We start from the raw sequence: 21,996 nt of genomic DNA, 5'->3' as shown, positions 1-21,996 counted from the left end.
CGCCTGTCGGGCGAACTCGAGCAGATCAACGCCGAGTATCTCCGCAAGACGGCGCTGTACGACAACAACGGCACCGAAATCCTCAAGCGAATGGACGGTTGAGCGTGGGCGTCGACCAGCGAACGATGACGGCCGACAAGGCCATGCTCGACAAGACGACCTGGGCGCTCGCCCAAATACCCGCCGACCCCTCGAATGCGTCCGTGGCGAAGAACGATATCGAGGACCCGGGCACCCGGCTGGGTGTGGCCACCGAACCGGGATGGGGCACGACCTGGGAGTCCGACGGCGATTTCCGTACCCAGCACTTCTCAAAGAAGTACAGCCGGCTTCTCTACAGCCTCTACTGGGCCGACCAGCGGATCTGTGGGGAGCAGGGCGGAACCAGCGCCGGGGTGAAGAAGATGGCCGCCGACTACGCGGCCGCCGAGGACGAGAACGAACGCGCCGTCTTCGACGTCCCGCTGCCGCCGAAGCTCACCGACTGAGGGAACCGATCCCGATGATCAAGATGCCGGACGATCTCAGGGCGACGGCACACCTCGTCGACTACGAGCCGCTGACCCTCGACGAGGACCATCTGAGCGCTCTCAGCAAGAAATGGGAGAGCGCCGCGACGTACTTCAGGAATCAGGCGGACTGGCCCAAGAGCCAGCCCGGAACGGTCTGGGATCCGCAAAGCTCCTGGGTACGGGGCCACGACCGTCCTCTGGACGCGTTCGTCGACTTCTATGAGAACTATCCACGCAAGCACTGCTACAGCGTCGCCGCGCAGGCGCCGCCGGTGGCCGGGGCACTGAACAACATCGCCGGGATCGTCGTCAGTCACAAACGCGCGGCCTACCAGGCGCTGGAGGCCGCCAGGAACGACCTCTCCCGCGGCGGCCACCTGTTCGGCCCCAAGTACCTGAAGGTCTTCGGCGCCCATCTCTACCTTCCCGGTGTCGAAGGCGCGTACGAGGAGGACGTCGACGCGGACTTCGCGACGGTCGACGCGCTGAGGGAGCAGCTCCGGCAGCTGAACCAGCGGACGCAAGACTCGATCGACGCGCAGGTAAAGATCATCGAGCAGGCCGGCGCGGCGCTCGACCGTGTGGCCGACAACGCCGCCCAGGCCACCACCGTGCTTCCGGACGGGCCGCAGACGGTGAGTTCGGGCGCCCCCAGCACCTATGAGCACTGGGTCGAGCACGGCAGATGACGAGGAGCCCGGCCGCTCAGTCCTCGACGATCGAACTCAGGCGCTCCATCGTCTCGATGTACTCCTCGACCAGCTCGTAGATCACCCGTGAGGTGGACTTCACCTGGTTCATCGTGCCGACGATCTGGCCGACCGGGAAGGTCGTCAGCTCGCCCGCGCCGGACTGGTTGATCCGCTTGAGGGCGTCCGAGATGAGCATGAACTGCATGGGCATCGGCAGCGTGCCGGGCGACTCGGCGGACTCCCACGCGTCGGTCCACGCGGTCTTGAGCATCCGCGCGGGCTTGCCGGTCCACGACCGCGACCGCACGGTGTCGCGTGAGGTCGCACCCAGCATCCGGTCGCGCGACGCCTCGGGGGTGTCGGCCTCCTCGACGGTCAGCCAGATCGAGCCGGTCCACACGCCCTCGGCACCGAGCGCGAGCCCGGCCGCCATCTGACGGCCCCGGCCGATGCCGCCCGCGGCCAGCACCATGGTGTCCGGGCCTACGGCGTCGACGACCTCGGGGATGAGCACCATCGTGGAGATCTCGCCGGTGTGGCCGCCCGCCTCGGTGCCCTGGGCGACGATGATGTCGACGCCCACCTCCTTCTGCTTGCGCGCGTGCCGGGCGCTGCTGGCCAGCCCGGCGACCGTCACGCCCTGCTTGTGCGCCTCTTCGACCACGTCCGCCGGGGGCGGGCCGAGCGCGCTGGCGAGCAGCGCGATCGGGTGCTTGAACGCCACCTCGACCTGCGGACGCGCGGTGGCGTCGGTCCAGCCCAATAGGTAGTGGCCGGCCCCCTCCTCGGTCAGCGGGTCGATGCCGTGGCTCTCGAGCAGCTCGTTGACGAAGCGGCGATGCCCCTCGGGGATCATGCCCTGCAGCCGGCTCAGCATCTCGCCTGCGTCGCCGAGGTCCGCGCCCTCGTACTTGGCGGGCATCACGACGTCGACGCCGTACGGTTTGCCGCCGACGTGGTCGTCGATCCAGGCCAGCTCGGTCTCGAGCTCCTCGGGGGTGAAGTACAGGGCGCCGAGGACGCCCATGCCGCCGGCGCGGCTCACCGCCGCGACCACGTCGCGGCAGTGACTGAACGCAAAGATCGGATACTCGATCCCGAAAAGCTCCGTTACCCGTGTCCGCACCTCCGTACAGTACGCACGCGGCGGCCGAAACTGCAACGTGTTCTAGTTTATGTCTCATGCGAATCACGGCGACCGGCGGACGTTCAGGCGCCGACCGCGGAGGACTCGAGCCGGCCGAGCTTGGTCTTGCGCGTCTCCTCGAAGACCACCGACGTACGGAACCCGGCGATGTCACGCCGGCTGCTGAGGCGGTCGACCAGGAAGGCGTGCAGGTGGTCGAGGTCCTGAACGCCGACGTGCACCAGGAAGTCGTCATCCCCCGCGACCACGAAAACACTGATCACCTCGGGCAGCCGGGACGCGAACTCCTTGAAGCCGTCGATGGCCGCACGGGCGGGCGTACGCAGCTTGACGGCGACCAGGGCCTGCACTCCCCGGTTCAGCGCGGTCAGGCTGATGTCGGCGTGGTAGCCACGGATCACACCGCGGCGAGTGAGTACGCGGATCCGCTCCAGGGAGGTCGACGGCGCGACGCCGAGCCGGCGTGCGAGCTCACGGTTGGACAGCCGAGCATCCGTTTGGAGAAGGTCCATAATCTTGGTGTCGATTTCGTCCATGTTCGGATATTGGCATGGATTTCGAGCGATCGTTCGGGCCGAGGTCGATTCGCCCGTCTGACTGACTACCGTTCCCCCGTCGTACTGACCATTGGGGGAACGTCATGGCGTTGTCGACGCGATCAGGTCCGGCGGAGCGCTCGGCCGGAGGAGAACACGGGCACCGGCTCGGCGCGGCGCAGGGGACCGCGCTTCTCGTCGGTGCCGTACTCGGGCCGGGCGTGCTGGCCCTGCCGCACCTGGCGGCGGAGGCGGCCGGGCCCGCCTCGATCGTGGTCTGGGCCGCGTTGCTGGTCATCAGCGCACCTGTGGCGCTGACCTTCGCGGTGCTGGGCGCCCGCTTTCCCGACGGCGGCGGGGTGGCCACCTTCGCCGCGCGGGCGTTCGGGCCCCGCACCGCCGCGGTCGTGGGCTGGTGTTTCTACGCGGCCGTGCCGTTGGGCGTCCTGTCGGGCGCGCTGATCGGCGGCGACTATGTCGCCTCGGCCGTGGGCGTCGGTCGCCCGTGGCCCCTCGTGGTCGCGGTGGCGTTGCTCGCGGGGGCGTTCGTCACCAACCACGGGGGGCTCCGCACGTCCGGCAGAGTGCAACTCGTTCTCGTTTGCGTGCTGGTCGTGGTGCTGGCCGTCGCGATCCTCGCGTCCGGACCGGACGTGCGGACAGGGAACTTCACCCCGTTCGCCCCGCACGGCGGCAGCGGCGTCGTACACGCGGCCGGCCTGCTGTTCTTCGCCTTCGCCGGATGGGAGGCGGTCACTCACCTGTCGGCCGACTTCGCCGATCCGGAGCGTCTGCTGCCGCGGGCCACCGGGCTGGCACTGCTCATCGTCGGCACGCTCTACCTCGGGCTGGCGATCGCGGTGGTCGGCGTGCTCGGCGACCGGGCCGCCGCCTCGCCGGTACCCCTGTCACTGCTCCTGCAAGAGGGGATCGGTGACCTGGCGCGGGAGACCACGGGCGTGGTGGCCGTCATCCTGACCTTCATCGCGGTCAACACCTACATCGCGGGGGGCGCGAGGCTCGGCGCGGCGCTGGCACGTGACGGAGCGCTGCCCGCGGGGCTCGCCAGGGGCGCGGCGGCCGGGCAGGTTCCGCACCGCAGCCTGCTGCTGCTCGCGGGCCTCACCGGCCTGCTGACCGCGGTCGCCGTCCCGTCGGGGCTCGGCCTGGACACGCTCATGCGCGCGACCGCGGCGTGCCTGGCGGCCGTGACGCTCGTCGGCATGGCCGCCGCGACACGGCTCCTCTCACGCGGCGGGCGCCGCCATGGCCGCGCGCTCGCCGGAGCGGCCACGGTCTTCACCGGCCTGATGTTGCTCTCGTGCGGTCTCTTCCTTCTCCTCCCCGCCGCCGTCGCCACGGTGGGAGCCCTGGTGGTCCGCGGACGCGGCCTGCACAACTCGACTCGGTCGCGAATCGATCTGGGGTGTTGACGCCGATATGACCCGTTGTTAACTTTCGCGCCGGGGCTCACGCTGAGAGCCGCGTACGGAGGGCCGACGCGGATGACCGAAGCGATCGGAGCGGTCCGTGGTGAGGCCGGTCCGCCGACGGCGGCGGGACCGGTCGGCGGGCTTTCGGCCCATGCCCTGGTGGACCGTGGACCGCTGATCGCGGGAGCGCGCGAACACCTCGCAGGCGGTGGCAGCGTGCTCCTGACCGGACCGGCCGGAATCGGCAAGTCGACCCTGCTCAGCGCCCTGGCCGGGGAGTTCGCCGACCACCAGGTGCTGCACTGCTCGCTGTCGGAGACCGAGCGCCATCTGCCGTTCCTCGGCCTGATCGACCTGCTGGCCGATACCGGCGACGACGTCCTGGACACCCTGCCCAAGCACCAGCGCGCCGCCCTGGACTCGGCGCTGCTCCGGCGTACCGACCCGGTGGGCGAGCGTGACGTCCTCGGCCTGCGGATGGCCGTCCTGGCCACCTTCCGCGCGCTGTGCGCCTCCGGACCGGTGTTACTGGTGGTCGACGACGCCCAGTGGCTCGACGCGCCGAGTGCGGAGCTGCTGGCGTTCATGGCACGCCGCGCGCGAGGGCTGCGGCTCCACGCTCTGGTCGGCCTGCGCACCGGGCCCGCGGACCCGCGGCCGGAGCCTCGCCTCTGCCCCCCGCCCGTGCGCTCGTTCGACGTCCCGCCGATGACCGCCGCCGAGGTCACCCGGCTGCTGGGCGATCTCGGCCTGCCGCGGCCCGTACTGGCCAAGGTCCACCGGGCCAGCGACGGCAACCCGTTCTTCGCCATGGAACTGGGCCGCGCGCTCGCCGAGCACGACGGGCCGCTGGACCCGGCCGCGCCGCTGCCGGTGCCGGACAGCCTGCGCTCCCTCATGCTCGGCCGCCTGATGGCGCTGTCGGCGAGGGCCCGGCGCACCCTGCTCACCGCGTGCGCGGTTGCCCGGCCGACGCTCGCGCTGCTGCGCGGCGCGGGCCGGTCCGAGGCGGCGGGTGACATCGCCGAGGCACGTGAGGCCGGCATCGTCATGCCGGGCGAGGTCGTACGGTTCACCCATCCCCTGCTGTCGGCCGTCCTGTACTCCGAGGCCACCGAGCGTGAGCGACTCGCGGTGCACACGGCACTCGCCGACGCGGTCTCCGACCCGGTCGAGCGTGCCCGCCATCTCGCCCTCGTCGCGCCCGGACGCGACGCCGAGGTCGCGGCCACGCTGAGCGAGGCCGCCACGGCGGCGCGGCGCCGTGGAGCGCGCGCCGCCGCGGCCCGGCTCGGCCTGCTCGCCGCCGACCGCACCACCGAGGAGGAGGACGAGGCCGGGCTGCGGCTCACCGCCGCCGAGGACGCGCTGGCCTCGGGCGAGTTCGCGCTGGCGCGCGGCATCGCCGAGCAGGTGCTCGAACAGGCGTCCCCGCCGGCCGAACGCGTACGCGCCTGGATCGTATTGCTCGACTCCGTCGGCCAGGCGCTGGCGGAGCTGGACGACGTCTTCCCCCGCGCGCTCGCCGACGCACGCGATGACCCCGCGCTGCTCGCGCCGCTGCACTACCGGCTCGCCTGGCGGGCCTGGCTGGTCAAAGGCTCGGCGGCCAAGGCGCGCGACGAGGCGGCCACGGCCGCCCGGCTCGCCGCCGAGGCCGGCGACCGCCGTACCGAGGTGCTGGCGCTGACGAAACAGGCGCTCGTCGAGTTCAGCACCGGCCGTCTCGAGGCGGAGCAGACCCTGGCCCGCGCGCTGGCCGGCTCGCAGGACCCGGCCATCCGGTTCGACCACAACGGCCCGGTCTACCTGCGCCACCGGCATCATCTGCTGCACGACCGGCTGGAGGAGGCCCGCGCGGAGCTGCGCTCGCTCACCTATGTCGTGCGCCAGCGCGGCGCGGTGGAGAGCCTGTTCATGTGCCTGTACGGCTCCTCCCAGGTCGAGATCTTCCGCGGCCGCTGTGACCGGGCCCTGGACCTCGCCGACCAGTGCCTGCGGCTGTCCGAGGACAGCGAGCTGAGCCGCGGGCCCGCGTGGTGCGCGGTGGCCTTCGCCGAGGCCGCCGGCGGTTCGCTCGACCGTGCGCTGGCCGCCGCCGAACGCGCCGTCGCCCAGAGCGAGGACGACGGCGACCTGCTCTTCCTGCCGCACGCCCTGCACGCCGCCGGCCACATCCGGCTGCTGCGCGGCGACGCGGCCGGTGCCGCCGCGGCGCTGCGCCGCGTACGCCGGATGGAGGACGAACAGGGCCTGGCCGAACCCGCGTTGCGCCGCTGGCACGGTGACCTCGCCGAAGCGCTCGTGAGGATCGGCGCCGTCGACGAGGCGGCCGAGCTGATCGAGGCGACCAGGCGTGACGCGGTACGCCTCGGCCGCCGCGGCGTGCTGGCCGTACTGGAGCGTGCCTCCGCGCTGACGGCCGCGGCGCGCGGTGATCTGGACGGCGCGGCGGAGGGCCTGGACCGCGCCGTCGCCGCGCTCACGGCCTCGCCGTACCCGCTGGAGGAGGGCCGGGCGCGGCTCGAACTCGGCCGGCTACGGGTACGGAGGGGCGACACGGCGGGAGCGCGAGAGTCACTGCGCGCCGCACGCCGGGTGTTCTCGCGCGCGAAGGCGACGCCGTGGATGGCGACGGTGGTGGCCGAGCTCGACCTGCTCGACGTCGGCGTCCCGGCGGTCGCCGACGAGGCGGACCCCCTGCGGACCCTCGCCGGGGTCGAGCGCCGGGTCGCGGTCCTGGTCGCGGAAGGGGCCACGAACCGGGAGATCGCGGCACGCCTGTTCGTAAGCGTCAAGACGGTGGAGGCCGCCCTCACCCGCACGTACCGCAAGCTAGGCGTACGCTCCCGCGTCGACATCGCCCGCCTTGCCGCGTTCCGCCCGCCGGGCGACCACCCCGCCTAGCATTTGGAGCTCGGTCACCCTGCTAGTAGTTCGTGTTCCTATCGGAGGTAGTCAATGGAGCCACCCCAGTGGCATCGGCCCGGCGGTCCTGAGGTCCCTGCGAGCGGGCCGTTCTACGGACAGGCGCCTCCCGGCCACGGGACGGCCGTCCCCACGAGGGACGGGCCACCGCCCGGGTGGTACGCACCGCGATGGGAATATTCCAGGAAGTCGCGTCGCCTGATCGCTGGGCTCATCGACGGCTCCACCCTCAACACCATCGCCCACCTCGGGACGGTATCCCTCTATATCGGGCTTCACAGGGAAAGGCACGGCATTGCCTACGGCGTCGCCGACACCTTGATCTACCTCATCCTCATGATCTTCATTTTCGTGCTGCCTCAGGCGCGATGGGGCCAGACGCTCGGTAAACGGGCGATGGATATTCGCGTCGTACGGGCCGGCGACGGCGGTGCGATCGGCTACGGACAGTCCACCCTGCGCGAGCTGGTATTCGCTCCGCTCAACCTGATCATCGGGCTCGGCAACCTCGTCGTCGTCATCGTCGTCGGACTCCTCAGCGATCTCGATCCCGCCTGGATCTTGTGGGATCCACGTCGCCAGGCGCTGCACGACAAGGTGGCGCGGACGGTCGTCGTGCAGGCCGGGCCAGGCATACCGAATCCCTACAGAGACGGGAAGTGACCTGAGGCCCACGCGGCGGGCCCGGTCACGGGGTGGGACGCGCGCGGTACCAGTCGAGGGTTGCGGCGATGGCCTCGGCGTGCGGGGTCACGGCGAACGGGCCGAAGGTGCCTGTGAACTTCGAGGCATCGGTGACGAAAGGGCGATCGCGCTGGTACCAGGTCTCGCCGAGGGCGCGGACGGTGGGGTTCACGAGTCCGATGGCGCGTTGCATGCCACGCCCGAGGGCCGCGATCTTCCGGGGCTGACCGAGCTCCGCGAAGACCAGGTCAAGGAACTCCTCTCCCGTCAGCGGCTCTGCCGCCGGCAGGTGCCAGACCTCACCGTCCGCCCGTTCATCACCGCCGAGCACGACGAGGCCCTTGGCGATGTCGGGCAGGTAGCCGAGCGAGTGGGGCTGGTCGAGCGATCCGACCCAGCGGGCGACCTTCCCACGGAGCGCGGCGCCGAAGACCGTCGTGCCGGCGGTGGTGTTCACCCCGCCGGGACCGTAGTAGTCGGACGCCCTGCCGATGGCGACGCGCAGCTCGCCGGAGCGGTGACCCGCCAGGAGTGACTCGGCCATCTCGGCGCGAACGCGGCCCTTGGGATTGCGGGCCGCAGACGGCATGTCCTCGGTCATCGGCGCGCCGACGGGACCGTACATGTACAGGTTGTCGGCGAAGACCAGTTTGGCGCCCGCGGCGGCCGCACCCTCGCGCACCGCGTCGGTCATGCGGGGGAACTCCTGCACCCACCGGGTGTAGGCGGGGGCGGCGCAGTGGTAGACGACATCGGCGCCCTCGCAGGCCGCCTTGGCGCCCTCGGCCGAGGTGATGTCGCCCCGGTGGGCCTCGACGCCGTCCAGCGACGGCACCTTGCCGCTGCGGTTCACCGCGCGTACGCGGCGTCCACGGGAGGCGAGCTCGCGGGCCACGGAGCCACCGATGGCGCCTCCGGCGCCGAGGACGACGTGCAGGTCGGATGCAGCGGACACAGGATCTCCCGGTGTTGTTCGCCCAGCGGCCGTCCGCAGAGTTTAGTGGCAACCTCTCCGGCGACAAGAGGCCGCCTTCCGCGGCCACCGCACCGCACCGTGACGCCGGGTTAACACCGAGAGACGACCAGGACCGGTCGGCCGTGCCACGGGCGCACGGCCTGGCCGGAAGCGGGCGTAGGGATATCCCTACGGCTCCTCACGGTGTCTTCACCGGCCTGCCCTCCATGCGGACACTCCTGACCAGGAGGCGGCGAACACCTCGATCTCACCGCGAACCGGAAGGAGGTCTCGCCGCCAGAACGCACGCCACGCACCCCGGATCGCGACCGGGAGCGTGCATCGCGTTCCGGCTCGCCGTCGCAGTGCCCGCTCCAGTGGGCCACCCCCGCCAAGGCCCTACAGAGCAGGCGACCCCCTGCCAGGTCCCCGCCCGCAGGCCGTTCCGCACAGAACGGTCACGAGCTCATGTCCGCTCGCCTGTCCGCTACCGCGGGCGCAACGTTCAATGGCGAAAGGAATTCTCCGCCCATGTTCAGACCACGCATCGCGACGGTGTCGGCTACCGCCACACTCGCCGTCGCGGCCGCGCTGCTGGCAGCCCCCGCTGCCAGTGCATCACCCGCCTCCCCCGCCAAGCCGCCCGCACCCGCCAGGACCCAGCCCGCGGGCCACTCGGCGTTCACGAAGGACGACTTCACCACCAATCCGTCGGCCGCCACCCGGAAGCGGGTGGTCGCCGACGCGCGCAAGGCCCTGTCCGCGCACAAGAGCACCGCCCACGTACGGTCGGGCAACGCGTTCACCGAGCGTTCGGTCGTCGTCGCCAAGGACGGCTCCGCCGACGTGCGCTTCGACCGTACGTTCCACGGCCTGCCCGTCTACGGCGGTGACCTGGTCGTGCACCTCAAGCCGGGCGGTTCCTACCGCGCGGTGAACACGGCCACACCCGCCGCCGCGGTCTCGACCTCCCCCAAGGTCGCCGCGTCCGCCGCCGCAAGCACGTCCCGCGCGCAGCTGCACGGGACGGTCGCCTCCGTCGGCAAGCCGCACCTGGCGGTCTGGGCCACCGGCCGGTCCTCCCAGCTCGTGTGGGAGACCGTCGTCAAGGGCGTACGGGCCGACCGTACGCCGAGCGTCCTGCACGTCCTGGTGGACGCCACCAAGGGAAAGGTCGTCACCCAGCGGGACGAGATCGACACGCTGCTCTCCCCGGCCCAGCAGAAGGCCGCCGAGGCCAACAGTGCGGCCGGCAGCGCGGCCGCGCCCCTCGTGGGCGGCACGGGCAACTCGATCTACAGCGGTAGCGTGCCGATCGACCTGACCCAGTCCGGCAGCACGTACTCGATGAAGGACCCCTCGCACGGCAACGGGTTCACCACGAACCTGAACCACGCCACGAGCGGGACCGGCACGACCTTCAGCAACACCACCGGGACGTTCGGCAACGGCACCAACAGCGACGCGGCCTCGGCCGGCGTCGACGCGCACTACGGCGCCGCGGAGACGTTCGACTACTACAAGAACACCCACGGCCGTAACGGCATCTTCGGCACCGGCGCCGGTGTGCCTTCGCGGACGCACTACGGCAACGCGTACGTCAACGCCTTCTGGGACGGCTCCCAGATGACGTACGGCGACGGCTCGGGCAACTCCAAGCCGCTGGTCGAGATCGACGTGGCCGGGCACGAGATGAGCCACGGTGTCAGCGGCGCGCTCACCGGCTGGGAGGAGAACGGCGAGACCGGTGGCATGAACGAGGGCACCAGCGACATCTTCGGGACGATGGTGGAGTTCTACGCCAACAACGCCAAGGACACGCCCGACTACACCATGGGCGAGCTGATCAACATCAACGGCAACGGCACGCCGCTGCGCTACATGTACCAGCCCTCGCTCGACGGCGCCTCGCCGAACTGCTACACCAGCGCCAACGGCGGGCTCGACCCGCACTACTCCAACGGCCCGCTCATCCACTGGTTCTTCCTGCTGGCCGTCGGTAGCGGCAACCACGGGTACGGCAACAGCCCGACCTGCAACAGCTCCACGCTCACCGGCATCGGCAACGACAAGTCCGCCAAGATCTGGTACCGGGCGCTCGCGTCGTACGCCAACAGCAACGAGACCTACGCCAACGCGCGTACCGACTCGCTCAAGGCCGCCGCGGACCTGTACGGCACCCACTGCACCGAGTACAACGCGGTGAACGCCGCCTGGGCCGCCGTCAGCGTCACCGGCTCCGACCCGGTCCCCGGCACCTGCCCCGGCCAGCCCGGAGCACCGTCGGTGACCAACCCCGGTAGCCAGTCCAGCACGGTCGGTACGGCCGCCAGCCTGCAGATCCAGGCCTCCGACCCGGCCGGCCAGACGCTGACTTACAGCGCGACGGGCCTGCCCGCCGGGCTGTCGATCAACGCCACCAGCGGCCTGATCTCCGGCACCCCCACCACCGCCGGCAGCTCCTCGGTCACGGTGACGGCGAAGAACACCTCCAACGCGACCGGATCGGCCACGTTCACGTGGACGGTCAACCCGGTCGGCGGCGGCTGCTCCTCGTCGGGCGACAAGGTGACGAACGGCGGCTTCGAGAGCGGGACCACGCCGTGGACGACCACCTCGGGTGTCGTCTCGGCCAACGGCAACGGTGAGACCGCGCACTCCGGTACGCACTTCGCCTGGCTCAACGGCTACGCCACCACGCACACCGACACGGCCACCCAGTCGATCACCATCCCGGCGGGCTGCCACGCCTCGCTCAGCCTGTGGCTGCACATCGACACCGACGAGACCGGCTCCACGGCCTACGACAAGCTCACCGTCAAGGTCGGTAGCACCACACTCGCCACCTACAGCAACGCCAACGCCGCATCCGGCTACGCGAACAAGACCTTTGACGTGTCTTCCTTCGCAGGCCAGACCGTGACGCTATCGTTCACCGGCACCGAGGACTCGTCCTTGCAGACCAGCTTCGTCCTCGACGACGTGGCGGTCAACGCGTCCTGACCGTGATCCAAGAGGGCCCCGGGGGCGCGAGCACCCGGGGCCCTCGCATCCTCGGGAGTTCCAAGATGAGAACAAAGATCGCGATCCTTGCCGCCCTGGTCGCGGCGATGACGCCGCTGACCGCCGCGCAGGCGGCCGAGACCGTACGGGCGCCCGCCCACGCCGCCTCACGCCTGGCCGCCGACCCGACCCGTACGCCGGCCTCTCCGTCGTACACGGTCAGCCTGACCAGCAACACGTCCGGCACCACCTGGACCGGGCACGAGTCGGTGAGCTTCACCAACGCCGCGGCCGACCCGCTGAACGAGGTCTACCTGCGGCTGTGGGACAACTACCACGGCAGCTGCCCGTCCACGCCGATCACCGTGACGAACGTGACCGGCGGCACGGCCGGCGCGCTCGAGGTCGGCTGCACCGCGTTGAAGATCACCCTGTCCGCTCCCCTGGCGCAGGGCGCACGTGGCACCGTCGGCTTCGACCTGAGCATCGTCGTGCCGAGCGGCGCCGACCGCTTCGGTCACGACGGGTCCTACAACTTCATCGGCAACGCGCTGCCGGTGCTGGCCGTGCACGACGGCGCGGGCTGGCACCTGAACCCGTACACCAACAACGGCGAGTCCTTCTACTCACTGGCGAGCGACTTCACCGTCACGCTCGACCACCCGACCTCGCTCAAGGTCCCGGCGACCGGGACGTCCGTGGACCAGGCCGGCGCCTCGGGCCGTACGATCACGACCGCGACCGCCTCGAAGGTGCGCGACTTCGCCTGGGCGGCCGGGCCGTTCACCCTCACCACCGGCACCTCCACCGGAGGGGTGAAGGTCAACGTCTACCGCGTGAGCAACATCTCGGCCGGCTCGGCGACCTCGATGCTGAACACCTCGAAGTCGGCGCTGGACGCGCACAGCCAGCGGTTCGGCGCCTATCCGTACGGCGAGGCCGACGTCGTCCTGGACAACAACTTCTGGTTCGGCGGCATGGAGTACCCCGGGTTCATCCTGGACCTGGTCAGCTCCACCGCGATGGCGCACGAGCTCGCCCACCAGTGGTGGTACGGCATCGTCGGCGACGATGAGTACACCAGCCCCTGGCTGGACGAGTCGTTCGCCGACTACGCCACCGACCTCTACCAGGGCAACACCGGCTCCGGTTGCTGGAACAGCGTCTCGTGGGCCTCGTCCGCCGAGAAGATCACCAACTCGATGGCGTACTGGGACGCCCACTCGAGCCGGTACTCGACGGTCGTGTACACCTACGGCCGCTGCGCACTGCACGACCTGAGCCGGGTGCTCGGCACCACCGCCATGACCAAGCTGACGCACGACTACGCGGCGTCCCACTGGTACGGCGTCTCTACTACCGCCGAGTTCAAGGCGGCGGCCCAGGCGCTGACCACGACCGACCTGACGTCGTTCTGGACCCAGCACCGCATCGACGGCTGACCACCGGCCAGGAGGTCAGGACTCAGAGGACGGCTCCCGGTCGGCCGGCTCATCGCCGGCGGCCCGGGGGCCGTCAGCGTTCTCGGTGTCCTCGGCCTTCGCCCCGTTCCCAGCGGACGTGCCCGAACCGACGGCGCGGTGCGCGGGCCTACGCCGTGCGGAGACGAGGAGCAGGAGTCCCGCGATGAGCAGGATCAGGCCGAGACCGCCGCCGCCGTACGGCAGCCAGCTCTTGACCAGGCCGATCTTCGTGGCCTCGGTGTTCGAGGTGTGCACGAGGCTTTTCTGGCTCTCGGGCGTCATCTTCAGGTCCAGGTCCGCCACGACGAGCCGGTCGACGCCGTCGCTGGTGCGCAGCGTCTGCGTGACCTTCTGCTCCTGGTTGACCGGGGCCCCGGTACGCGGGTCGACCCACGCCGTGACCGTCGACTGGTAGACGCGGTCCACCGCCACCGCGTTGTTCTTCTTGTCATAGCCCGGGAGCTTGGACACCTGGGCCGCCGGCAGGCCCAGCAGCGACGCGGGCACACCCGGCTTGATCGAGTCCGTTACGGTCGGCGGGATCTGCTGGACGAAGCGGTAGGTCTTGATCCCCTGGACCTTTTCCTCGCCCTCGTAGTTCATGGGCCAGGCGCGCTTCGTGCTGGTGTCGAAATAGGGGTAGGACTTGCGCTTCACGCCGACGGGCCAGAAGAGGCCGACTCCCGTCTGCTTTACCGCGCCGTCACTGTTCACCGACGCTCCGCGACCGTCGCGCAACTGCGCGGTACGACGGTCGAAGACGGCGCGCTGTGCCTGCGTCTCGATCTTCGCGTTGGCGGCCGTGTCCTCGATCGAGGTGAACGAGTCCCAGACCGCGACCTTGCCGTCACCAGCGTGGACGTCGCCACGAGTGGTGTTGGTGGCGGTGACCGTGGCGCCCTTCTGGAGCTTCCATTGAGTGGTGTCCAGATACGTGGCCCCATCGGCACGGAGCGTGGTCTTCTCATAGACGTTAAGGGGCGCGGCGATCAGTTGCCGTGCCACGTAGAAACGCACCAACGGAGCGAGTGCGATAAAAAACGCTCCGACGCCGATCAACACCAAACCGACATTGCGCCGCACCGTTGACCTCCCAGGGGAAATTGCCTGAATCATAAGCGAATGTGGCATTTGTGAACCGATGGGATGGCCTTTGTGACGATCATGTTACCTACGCGTAGGCTTCTGATCCCGGCCCCGGAGGTTGCCCGTGACAGCCCAGACACCCAGTGCGACGAACGCGCGCCCGGAGACCGTCCGGCCCAGATCGGACGAGCACTACGACGCGCTGGACGGCGTGCGCGCGATCGCCGCGTTCGGGGTCCTGGTGTTGCACGTGTCGGCCGACACCGGCGCCACCCTGAAGCAGAACGCCGTGGCGTGGCTGTTCTCCGGCGGCGCGATCGCGGTGACGGTCTTCTTCACGCTGTCCGGGCTCCTGCTCTACCGTCCGTGGGTCGCGCAGCTGCTCGACGTCGCCGGCGACCGCACCGTACGCGTCCGCACGTACTTCTGGCGCCGTGCGTTCCGCATCCTGCCCGCGTACTGGGTGCTCGTCGCGTACGTGATGATCGTCATCCTGAGCTCCCACCTCGGCGACGTCTGGACCTGGCTGAGGCTGCTGACGTTCAGCTACACCTACGACCCCCATCCGTGGTGGGGCAACGGCCTCGGACCCGAGGGCCTCTGGCAGATCTGGAGCCTCACCGTCGAGGTCGCCTGGTACGTCCTCCTGCCGGTGACCGCCGTCCTCCTCGGCCGGTACGCACGGCTCGGCGAGCGGGGCACACCCGACGCCGCCCGGCGGGCCCGGCGCCTGCTGCGGGGCATCGCCGGGTACGCCGCGCTGTCCTTCGTCTACACGATCTTCCTTTTCCAACCGGCGTACGCGCCGCTGCTCGGCGAGTGGCTGCCGCGCTACTTCGCGTGGTTCGCGATCGGCATGGCGCTGGCGGTCGTGTCGGTACGGGCACGTACGGGGTCGGCGCGCGCGGCGCGGTTCGGCCGCACCGTGGCGCGGTCGTGGGGCACGTGCTGGCTGATCGCGGCGGTGGCGTACTGCATCGCCGCCTCACCCCTCTCGGGACCGACCGACCTCACCACGATCGACACCATCTGGACCTCGGAGTTCCGGATCGTCACCTACGGCGTGGTCGCCTTCTTCGTCATCGCCCCGGTGGCTCTGGCCCCCGCCGGCGATCCGGTCATGCGCGCCGTTCTCGGCAACCGGGTCATGCGGTTCCTGGGCCGCATCTCCTACGGCGTCTTCCTCTGGCAGGTGCCGGTCCTGCTCGGCTGGAGCGACCTCGTCGGCCACACGCCCTTCAGCGGGCACTTCCTCACGGAGTTCCCGGTGATCGCCCTGCTGTCCGTCGGCGTCGCGACGATCTCGTACTACTACATCGAGCAGCCGTTCCTCCGGCTCGCCTCGCGGCGACGACGTGCCGCCCGGCCCGCATCCGGCCCGGCCGCGCCGGTCGGGCGACCCGCTGAGCGCCACGACCAGGCGGGCGAGGACGACCAGGCACCCTAGGTCGGGCAGGGTCTCGGTGACCAGCGCGGCATGCGGGCCGTGCACGTGGTCGCCCGCCACCGTGACGGCGGCCGCCGCGAACAACACCCCGGCGGCCGTCCAGGGAGACAGCAGCCAGGCACGCTCCCGCCGCGGCGCCCACGCGAACGCCACCGCCGCGACCGCCGCGACACTCGCGCCCGCGACTCCGCCGGCCCAGTAGCCCACTCCGGCCGAGACCAGGGTCGCCGCGACCTCGCCCACGACCGCGATCACCCGGCCATGGGCCCGTGCCGCGACCGGCCCGGCACGTACGCGGGACCGCAGCGGCGTCAACCGGACCGGCCACAGCCCCGCGACGAGCAGCAGCGGCAACAGCCCGAGCCCGGAGAACAGGGCCGCGCGGTAGACCCGGTCGGGCCCGTAGGTCAGGTGCACGGTCCCGATCGTGCCCGCGGGGACGACCCACGCCTGCCGCCAGCCGTCGAGCCGCACCGGGTGCAACGTGCGGCCGCCGATCGTCGCCCGCCAGCCCGCGTTGAAGTTCTCGTTCACGGACAGGTACGAGTCCTGGCCTGTGTCGACGTCGACGCTCCGGTCCTGCGAGGTCCAGCGCGTGACCTGCACGTACGACGACTGCACGTGCGGTGCGGCGTAGAGCCCGCCGGCCGGGTCCACCACGGCCGAGTCGATGCGATAGGAGTCGAAGGCCACCGGGTCCAGCTCGTTCGCGCCGGCCCGCAGGGCGACCGTACGGCAGGCGGCGAAACGTATCGGGCGGCCGGCGAGCACGTCCGCGAAGGTGCCGCTCGCACGAGTCTGAACCGTCACCCCGTCGATCTGGACCTTCGGCCCCAGGCCGCACGGCAGCGACAGGCGCGGGCCGGGGAGGGGGCGCAGCGTCGGGATGTGCGGGATCTTGACGTCGGTGACCTGCGGAGTCTCGAAGGGGAACCGCAGCGTCAGCCGGGTCGTCCGCATCGGCGCGATCTTCAGCAGGCCGTCGGGGCCGATCACGCCCTCGCGCCACTGGCCACGGTCGCCCTCGACGCGCACCTTCAGCAGGCCGCTCGCACCCGGTGGACGCTTGACCGTCACCTGGCGCACCACGGCCGCGCGCCCCCACTTCAGCGCCAGCGACGGGTCGGTGTCGGCGGCGGCCGGGACCCAGGTCGTGGCGGGGTCGTCGTCGTAGGCCGAGCGTGCCATGCCGGCGGGCTCGTTCGTCGCGACCGAGCTGGCCGTCACGTCGATGCGGGGGTCGGTGCTCATGTACCGCTGGATCAGCTTGGTGTCGATGAGCGCCGCGGTGCCGGTCAGCTTGGCCTTCGACGCCACCGCGGCGTTGAACACCCGGTCGAAGGCGAACCCCTCCTCGTCCTGACGCGCCAGCTCAGGCGAGCACACCCACCGTACGGAGCCCTGCATGCAGGCGGACAGCCGGCCCGGGGCCCGGGTCATGACGGCCGTGCCGCCGCCGGGCGTCGTGGGCAGCCGGTAGTGCCGGAGCGCCTGGACGCCGTCGATGTGCAGCTCGGACAGGCCGACACGCGCCCCGGCCGGGACGAGGGGCCGGCCGGCGATCGCGAGGATGCGGACGCGCAGCCACGTCGTCTTCCCGGGCGCCACGGCGAGCGGCTGGGCGGTGGACGTCGGCGCCAGGTTCTGCTCGACCTTGCCGTTCTGCGTCGAGATCTCGATCCGGCTCGGCGGCGGCCCCAGCAAGGGGTCCTGGGTGAACGTCGCCGTGACGTTCCGCGGCGTCACCGGCCGACCGAAGTCGACCTTGAGCCACTGGCCGACGGGGCCGTTCCAGCCGCCGGTCTTCCACTGGGTCCACTGGTTGCCGTCGATCGCGGCGTACGGGAGGGTGCCCGGGTCGTCGAGCTGGGCGATCGAGTCGATGTCGGAGGCGGACGAGGACGCGGTGACGTCCTTGATGCCGGTGTAGGTGGCGACCGTCGAGTAGCGGTCCCAGGCGTTCTCCATGAAGTCGCGCTCGTCGCCGGGTCTGCCGGGTCTCTGGTCCGCGGTCATCGTGGGCGAGGTCTGCCCGCGCAGCTCTCCGAAGTTGCGCTGGACGCGGCGCAGCGAGTCGCTCACCGCGGCACGTCCGGGCGCCTGGGGATCGTCGTCGTCGAGAAGCACGGGCCGCCCGTCCAGCAGCCCGTTGTCGGCCATGGTCAGCATGGCCTCCGGCGAGCCGTACACCCGCAGGGCCTGGTCGACGCCGGTCATGCTGACGACGCTGTCGGCGCCCGCGACCTCGAAGACCTCCACGGGCGGATAGGGCTGGTCGATCGTGCCCACGGCGTCGTCGGGCAGGGTCGTGCCGACCGCGACGTTGCCGAACGCCGCGGCGCGGGTGATGCCGGGTGAGGAGTAGAGCGCCTCGTGGATACGGGCGGGCCACGCGCCGCGCAGGTCGTCGCGCTTCAGGTCGTTGCGCACGAGGATGTACCGCACGCCCATCCGGCCGAGCACCTGGGTGAGCCCGCTGGATCCCTGGCCGCTGGTGAGGCGCTGGTCGACCGCGTCCATCAGCCGGGTGAGCCCGGCCGAACCCGCCGGCACGATCTGCCGCTCGGCCCACCGGGTCGTCATCAGCGGCTCGGTGATCTCGTCCAGCGGCCGTCCCCACAGGTACTCGGCGAAGCGGGAGCCGGGGACCGTGATGACGCCCTGGTCGCCGGCGTGGCCGTTGAGCCAGGCGGTGGCCTGGCGCCAGTACGGCGGCACGGACGAGAAGTCGCCGGTGACGGACAGGCCGGTGCCGAGCGTGGCCGCGGCCACTCCGGCGAGCGCGACGAGCGCGGCCGCCACGGACCAGGTACGCCGCCGCCGCCGGGCGCCCAGAGGCGTCAGCAGATGGATGAGGCCCAGGGCGAGCGGCAGCCGGACCACGCCGTCGAACTTGTACAGGTTGCGGAACGGTGAGAGCGGCCCGTCGATGAGGTGCCGGAACTCGGTGGCGAACGGCCCGGTGTGCCCGGCGACGATGATCGTGACGCCCAGGACCAGCGTGACGAGGAGGAACGTCCGCTGCGGCAGCCCGCGCCGCGCCAGGCCCGCGACGCCGAGCGCGGCCACCGCGGCGGTGGCCAGGATGGGCAGCGTCTCGGTCAGGAACACGTGACCGAGCGGCAGCCACGGGCTCCCGTCGACCGTGAGCACGTTCACCCAGCGTTCGGTGCCACGGAAGACGTTGACCAGGCTGGTGGTCGAGGTCGTCGTGGAGGCCTTCTCGGTGTAGGTCAGCCAGGAGAAGGCGTACTTGCCGAGCAGGAGCAGCGGCACGGACCACCACGCGGTGGCGAACGCCACGGCAACGCCCCACCAGGCGAGCAACCGGACCCGCGCGGTGCCGCGCGGCCGGGTGAGCACGAACAGGGCGGGCACGACCAGTACCGCGAGCACCGCCGTGGCGTTGATGCCGCCACAGCACGCGACCGCCAGCCCCGACCGCGCCGCCGCCTTGATCCGCCCGCTGCCGCGGCCCTCGCTCTCGCCGCGGCGGGTCACCGTCGCGAGCGGCAGCACGATCCACGGGAGCATCGCGAGGGGCAGGTACTCCGAGGAGTTGATGCCCATGGAGGCAAGGGCGTGCGGGCTCAGCGCGTACGCCATCGCCCCGACCAGGCGGGCGCCGGGCGAGCCGAGGTCGAGGCGCTCGGCGAGCCGCCGCACGCCGAGGAACGCCACGCACAGCAGCAGGGCGAACCAGAACCGCTGGATGATCCAGGCCGGGATGCCCGCGAGGTGCCCGGCCACGTAGAACGGCCCCATCGGGAACAGGTAGCCGGCCGCCTGGTTCTGCAGCTGGCCGAACTGCTCGATGTCCCACAGGTGCAGCGCCCGGCCGAGGAAACGGACCGGGTCGATCGGCAGGTCGATCTTGGTATCGGGGACGATCTTGCCGGGCCGGGTGGCCGAGGCGAGCAGGCTCAGGCAGAGGCAGCAGAGCAGTACGCGCAGGCGTTCGCGGAGACGGGGGTCCAGCTCGTCGGCCGCCGCCTCACCACCGGACGGCCGCGCGGCGACCGCCGTTCGCGTCACCGCGGCCATCCACCTGCCCACCCGAGCAGTCGCTCGACGTCCGTGGCCGGCCGGACCGAGTCGATTCCGCGCGTCTCGAGGAGCTCGTCGCGTACCGGGCCCTCCACGACCCGCTCCGGGCCTTTCCCGCCGATCACGACCGCCTCGGGCCGGGTGCAGTACGCCGTGCCGCGCCGCACGGCGGCGTCGACCAGGGCCGCCATCCGGTCCGCGCTGCGCGCCCAGTCGAACTGTGCCGCCCAGTCACGGCAGGCGTCCGCCATCTCCTCGCGCCGGTGCGGGTCCGAAAGCTCCTTCAGCGCCAGCTCGACGGTGTCCTCGAAGGACTCCCAGGTGGGGACGAGCCAGCCGGTCACCCCGTCGCGTACGGCGTCGCGCAGCCCGTCGACGTCGAAGGCGACCGTCGGCACGCCGAGCGCCGCGGCCTCGGTCACGCTCAGCCCCCAGCCCTCGCCCCGCGACGTGCTCAGGTGCAGGCGGGCGCGGGCGACCAAGGCGGTCTTGTCGTCCTCGGGCAGGTATCCGGCGAGCAGGACGAGATCGCCGAGATTCCGGGTGGCCACCTCGGCCCGCAGCGCGTCCTCCTCCGGGCCCCGGCCCACGATGCGCAGGGGCACCCGCAGGCGTTCGGCGAGGTCGAACAGCTTCCCGATCCGCTTGTGCGGGACGAGCCTGCTGACGCACACGAGGCCGGTGCCCTCCCCCGCGGGGACCGCCGGCGGCGGGGTCACACCGTTCGGGACGACGTACACCGGGCCGGTCCAGCTCAGCCGCTCGCGCATGGCCGTGACCGTCGACGGGGATACGGCGACACAGGCGTGGCGCCGGTACGCGCGGCGGGCCACCGGGCCCTCCAGGAGCCGGCCCACGCGGGCGAGCCAGGAGGAGAAGTGCACCCCGAACTGCTCGTCGTGCACGTGATGGACGACGCAGAGCACGGGCACGCCGCGCGGCAGCACCCAGGGGGTGAAGAAGGGAATGCCGTTCTGGCAGTCGAGCACGGCGTCGAACGAGCGGCGGCGCGTGAGCATCCAGGCGAGCACCAGCGGGTACACGGTGAACCGGCCGCCGAGCCGCACGACGATGACGCCCTCGACGGTCTCGCGCCGCGCCTGGCCGGGCGCACGGCTCGTCACGTAGTGGACCCGCCGGCCTTCGGCGGCGAACCGCCGGGCCAGCTCCCACGCGTAGCGCTCGGCGCCGCCCGCCGCCGGGTGCCAGGGGTCGCGCCAGTTCACGACCGCGATCCTGTCGGCCCTGCGGTGCTCACGCTCGCGTTCGTTCTTCGCCAATGTCATCCGGCGTGCAGCTCGTCCGCGACCGGGACCATCGGCGCCGCGGTCACCGCCCGCCGCGTCGCCGTCGCCCGTATCCACAGGAGGTCGCGCAGGCAGCCGCCCGCGTGACGGCTGATCGAGAAGGTCGACCCCGGCATGTCGCGCCAGGTCACCGGGATCTCGACGACGGTGGCGCCGAGCCGGCGGCAGTTCAGCAGGAGCTCGACGTCGAACGCGAAACCGGCCGTACGCAGGTTGGCCGCCGCGGCCCGTGCCAGCGGGCCGGCGAAGAACTTGAAGCCGCACTGGGTGTCGATGATGCCGCCGGTCATCTCGCGGCACAGCCGGTTGAAGGCGAGTGCGCCGAGACGGCGGAAGGGCCGGCTGTAGATCTCCACGTCCGACTCGGGGTGACGCCGGGACCCGACGATCACCTGCGTCCCGGAGCCGAGCATCGCGAGGACGTCGTCCAGGATCTCCACGTCGGTGGCCATGTCCGCGTCGCAGAAGCCGACGTACGGCGCGGTCGTGGCGAGCAGCCCGAACCGTACCGCCGCGCCCTTGCCGGGCCGGGCGCACTGGAGGAGGTCTACGGGCACTGGGCCGGACCACTGCCGGACGATGTCGGCGGTCGTGTCCGTACTCGCGTTGTCGACGACGATGATCCTGCTGCCCACCTGGAGGCGTGCCAGCTTCCCGGACAAGGTGGCGAGGCCGTGTTCGAGCCTTCCGGCCTCGTTCCTCGCTGGGACGACGACGTCCAGAAACGCCTCAGTGGGCGAGCCCCGCGGGCCCACC

At 71.2% G+C, this 21,996-nt stretch carries 14 protein-coding genes and 1 pseudogene; 8 read left to right on the top strand and 7 right to left on the bottom strand.

Annotated features, from left to right (window positions below):
• Nucleotides 1-104 precede the first annotated feature (104 nt).
• Both FB559_RS45615 and FB559_RS45610 read left to right on the top strand, forming a co-directional pair.
• The gene (locus FB559_RS45615) at nucleotides 105-488 is read left to right on the top strand and encodes a hypothetical protein (protein ID WP_246121809.1); all 384 of its coding nucleotides are present in this window, start codon (nucleotides 105-107) and stop codon (nucleotides 486-488) included.
• Nucleotides 489-502: 14 nt separating this feature from the next.
• On the top strand, nucleotides 503-1,201 hold the full coding sequence (locus tag FB559_RS45610; RefSeq protein ID WP_246121777.1) for a hypothetical protein: 699 nt from the start codon (nucleotides 503-505) through the stop codon (nucleotides 1,199-1,201).
• A 16-nt stretch (nucleotides 1,202-1,217) separates the two neighbouring features.
• On the opposite strand, the gene FB559_RS20310 is transcribed toward FB559_RS45610, so the two are convergent.
• Both FB559_RS20310 and FB559_RS20305 read right to left on the bottom strand, forming a co-directional pair.
• A complete protein-coding gene (locus FB559_RS20310) occupies nucleotides 1,218-2,330 on the bottom strand; it encodes an NAD(P)H-dependent flavin oxidoreductase (protein ID WP_141957093.1) in 1,113 nt (370 codons plus the stop codon).
• A gap of 83 nt (nucleotides 2,331-2,413) precedes the next feature.
• The gene (locus FB559_RS20305) at nucleotides 2,414-2,887 is read right to left on the bottom strand and encodes an Lrp/AsnC family transcriptional regulator (protein ID WP_141957092.1); all 474 of its coding nucleotides are present in this window, start codon (nucleotides 2,885-2,887) and stop codon (nucleotides 2,414-2,416) included.
• A 110-nt stretch (nucleotides 2,888-2,997) separates the two neighbouring features.
• Here FB559_RS20305 and FB559_RS20300 point away from each other — a divergent pair, with 110 nt between their 5' ends.
• From FB559_RS20300 to FB559_RS20290, 3 genes are all read left to right on the top strand, one after another.
• Entirely contained in the window at nucleotides 2,998-4,320 is a 1,323-nt protein-coding gene (locus FB559_RS20300; RefSeq protein ID WP_221640096.1) for an APC family permease, read from the top strand.
• A 72-nt stretch (nucleotides 4,321-4,392) separates the two neighbouring features.
• Entirely contained in the window at nucleotides 4,393-7,227 is a 2,835-nt protein-coding gene (locus FB559_RS20295; protein ID WP_141957090.1) for a helix-turn-helix transcriptional regulator, read from the top strand.
• Nucleotides 7,228-7,281: 54 nt separating this feature from the next.
• Nucleotides 7,282-7,911 (top strand): RDD family protein, encoded by a 630-nt coding sequence (locus FB559_RS20290; RefSeq protein ID WP_141957089.1) that lies wholly within the window; start codon nucleotides 7,282-7,284, stop codon nucleotides 7,909-7,911.
• Between the two features lie 25 nt (nucleotides 7,912-7,936).
• Here FB559_RS20290 and FB559_RS20285 read toward each other — a convergent pair whose 3' ends face one another.
• The gene (locus tag FB559_RS20285) at nucleotides 7,937-8,887 is read right to left on the bottom strand and encodes an NAD-dependent epimerase/dehydratase family protein (RefSeq protein ID WP_141957088.1); all 951 of its coding nucleotides are present in this window, start codon (nucleotides 8,885-8,887) and stop codon (nucleotides 7,937-7,939) included.
• Between the two features lie 531 nt (nucleotides 8,888-9,418).
• Between FB559_RS20285 and FB559_RS20280 the strand changes: the two genes are divergently transcribed.
• Nucleotides 9,419-11,890: a M4 family metallopeptidase gene (locus FB559_RS20280; RefSeq protein WP_141957087.1), complete on the top strand. Its 2,472-nt coding sequence runs from the start codon at nucleotides 9,419-9,421 to the stop codon at nucleotides 11,888-11,890.
• A gap of 65 nt (nucleotides 11,891-11,955) precedes the next feature.
• Complete coding sequence (locus tag FB559_RS20275) at nucleotides 11,956-13,332, top strand: M1 family metallopeptidase (protein WP_141957086.1); 1,377 nt, start codon at nucleotides 11,956-11,958, stop codon at nucleotides 13,330-13,332.
• 15 nt (nucleotides 13,333-13,347) lie between these two features.
• On the opposite strand, the gene pgfA is transcribed toward FB559_RS20275, so the two are convergent.
• Nucleotides 13,348-14,469: a cell envelope lipid trafficking protein PgfA gene (gene pgfA / locus FB559_RS20270; protein ID WP_281286273.1), complete on the bottom strand. Its 1,122-nt coding sequence runs from the start codon at nucleotides 14,467-14,469 to the stop codon at nucleotides 13,348-13,350.
• Nucleotides 14,470-14,563: 94 nt separating this feature from the next.
• Between pgfA and FB559_RS45605 the strand changes: the two genes are divergently transcribed.
• A complete protein-coding gene (locus FB559_RS45605; protein WP_246121775.1) occupies nucleotides 14,564-15,886 on the top strand; it encodes an acyltransferase family protein in 1,323 nt (440 codons plus the stop codon).
• A 2,010-nt stretch (nucleotides 15,887-17,896) separates the two neighbouring features.
• On the opposite strand, the pseudogene FB559_RS45600 reads toward FB559_RS45605, so the two are convergent.
• The 3 genes and pseudogenes from FB559_RS45600 to FB559_RS20250 all read right to left on the bottom strand — a co-directional run.
• Nucleotides 17,897-19,930: pseudogene (locus FB559_RS45600) on the bottom strand (alpha-(1->3)-arabinofuranosyltransferase domain-containing protein); the annotation flags it as partial.
• Complete coding sequence (locus FB559_RS20255; RefSeq protein ID WP_141957082.1) at nucleotides 19,918-21,219, bottom strand: glycosyltransferase family 4 protein; 1,302 nt, start codon at nucleotides 21,217-21,219, stop codon at nucleotides 19,918-19,920. The pseudogene FB559_RS45600 and the gene FB559_RS20255, both read right to left, overlap by 13 nt.
• Entirely contained in the window at nucleotides 21,216-21,995 is a 780-nt protein-coding gene (locus tag FB559_RS20250) for a glycosyltransferase (RefSeq protein WP_141957081.1), read from the bottom strand. Before FB559_RS20250 ends, FB559_RS20255 begins: the two co-directional genes overlap by 4 nt.
• Nucleotide 21,996 lies beyond the last annotated feature (1 nt).

Origin of the sequence: Actinoallomurus bryophytorum (genome assembly GCF_006716425.1) — a bacterium.
Classification (GTDB): Bacteria; Actinomycetota; Actinomycetes; order Streptosporangiales; family Streptosporangiaceae; genus Actinoallomurus; species Actinoallomurus bryophytorum.
The sequence above is the reverse complement of the archived record's forward strand: the minus strand, read 5'-3'. Positions and strand labels throughout refer to the sequence as shown.

Excerpts from the sequence above, each read along its gene's own strand:
- FB559_RS20275 (WP_141957086.1), top strand. The coding sequence starts at position 11,956 with ATGAGAACAAAGATCGCGATCCTTGCCGCCCTGGTCGCGGCGATGACG.
- FB559_RS20255 (WP_141957082.1), bottom strand. The coding sequence starts at position 21,219 with ATGACATTGGCGAAGAACGAACGCGAGCGTGAGCACCGCAGGGCCGAC.
- FB559_RS20280 (WP_141957087.1), top strand. The coding sequence starts at position 9,419 with ATGTTCAGACCACGCATCGCGACGGTGTCGGCTACCGCCACACTCGCC.
- pgfA (WP_281286273.1), bottom strand. The coding sequence starts at position 14,469 with ATGATTCAGGCAATTTCCCCTGGGAGGTCAACGGTGCGGCGCAATGTC.
- FB559_RS20305 (WP_141957092.1), bottom strand. The coding sequence starts at position 2,887 with ATGGACGAAATCGACACCAAGATTATGGACCTTCTCCAAACGGATGCT.
- FB559_RS20295 (WP_141957090.1), top strand. The coding sequence starts at position 4,393 with ATGACCGAAGCGATCGGAGCGGTCCGTGGTGAGGCCGGTCCGCCGACG.
- FB559_RS45610 (WP_246121777.1), top strand. The coding sequence starts at position 503 with ATGATCAAGATGCCGGACGATCTCAGGGCGACGGCACACCTCGTCGAC.
- FB559_RS20290 (WP_141957089.1), top strand. The coding sequence starts at position 7,282 with ATGGAGCCACCCCAGTGGCATCGGCCCGGCGGTCCTGAGGTCCCTGCG.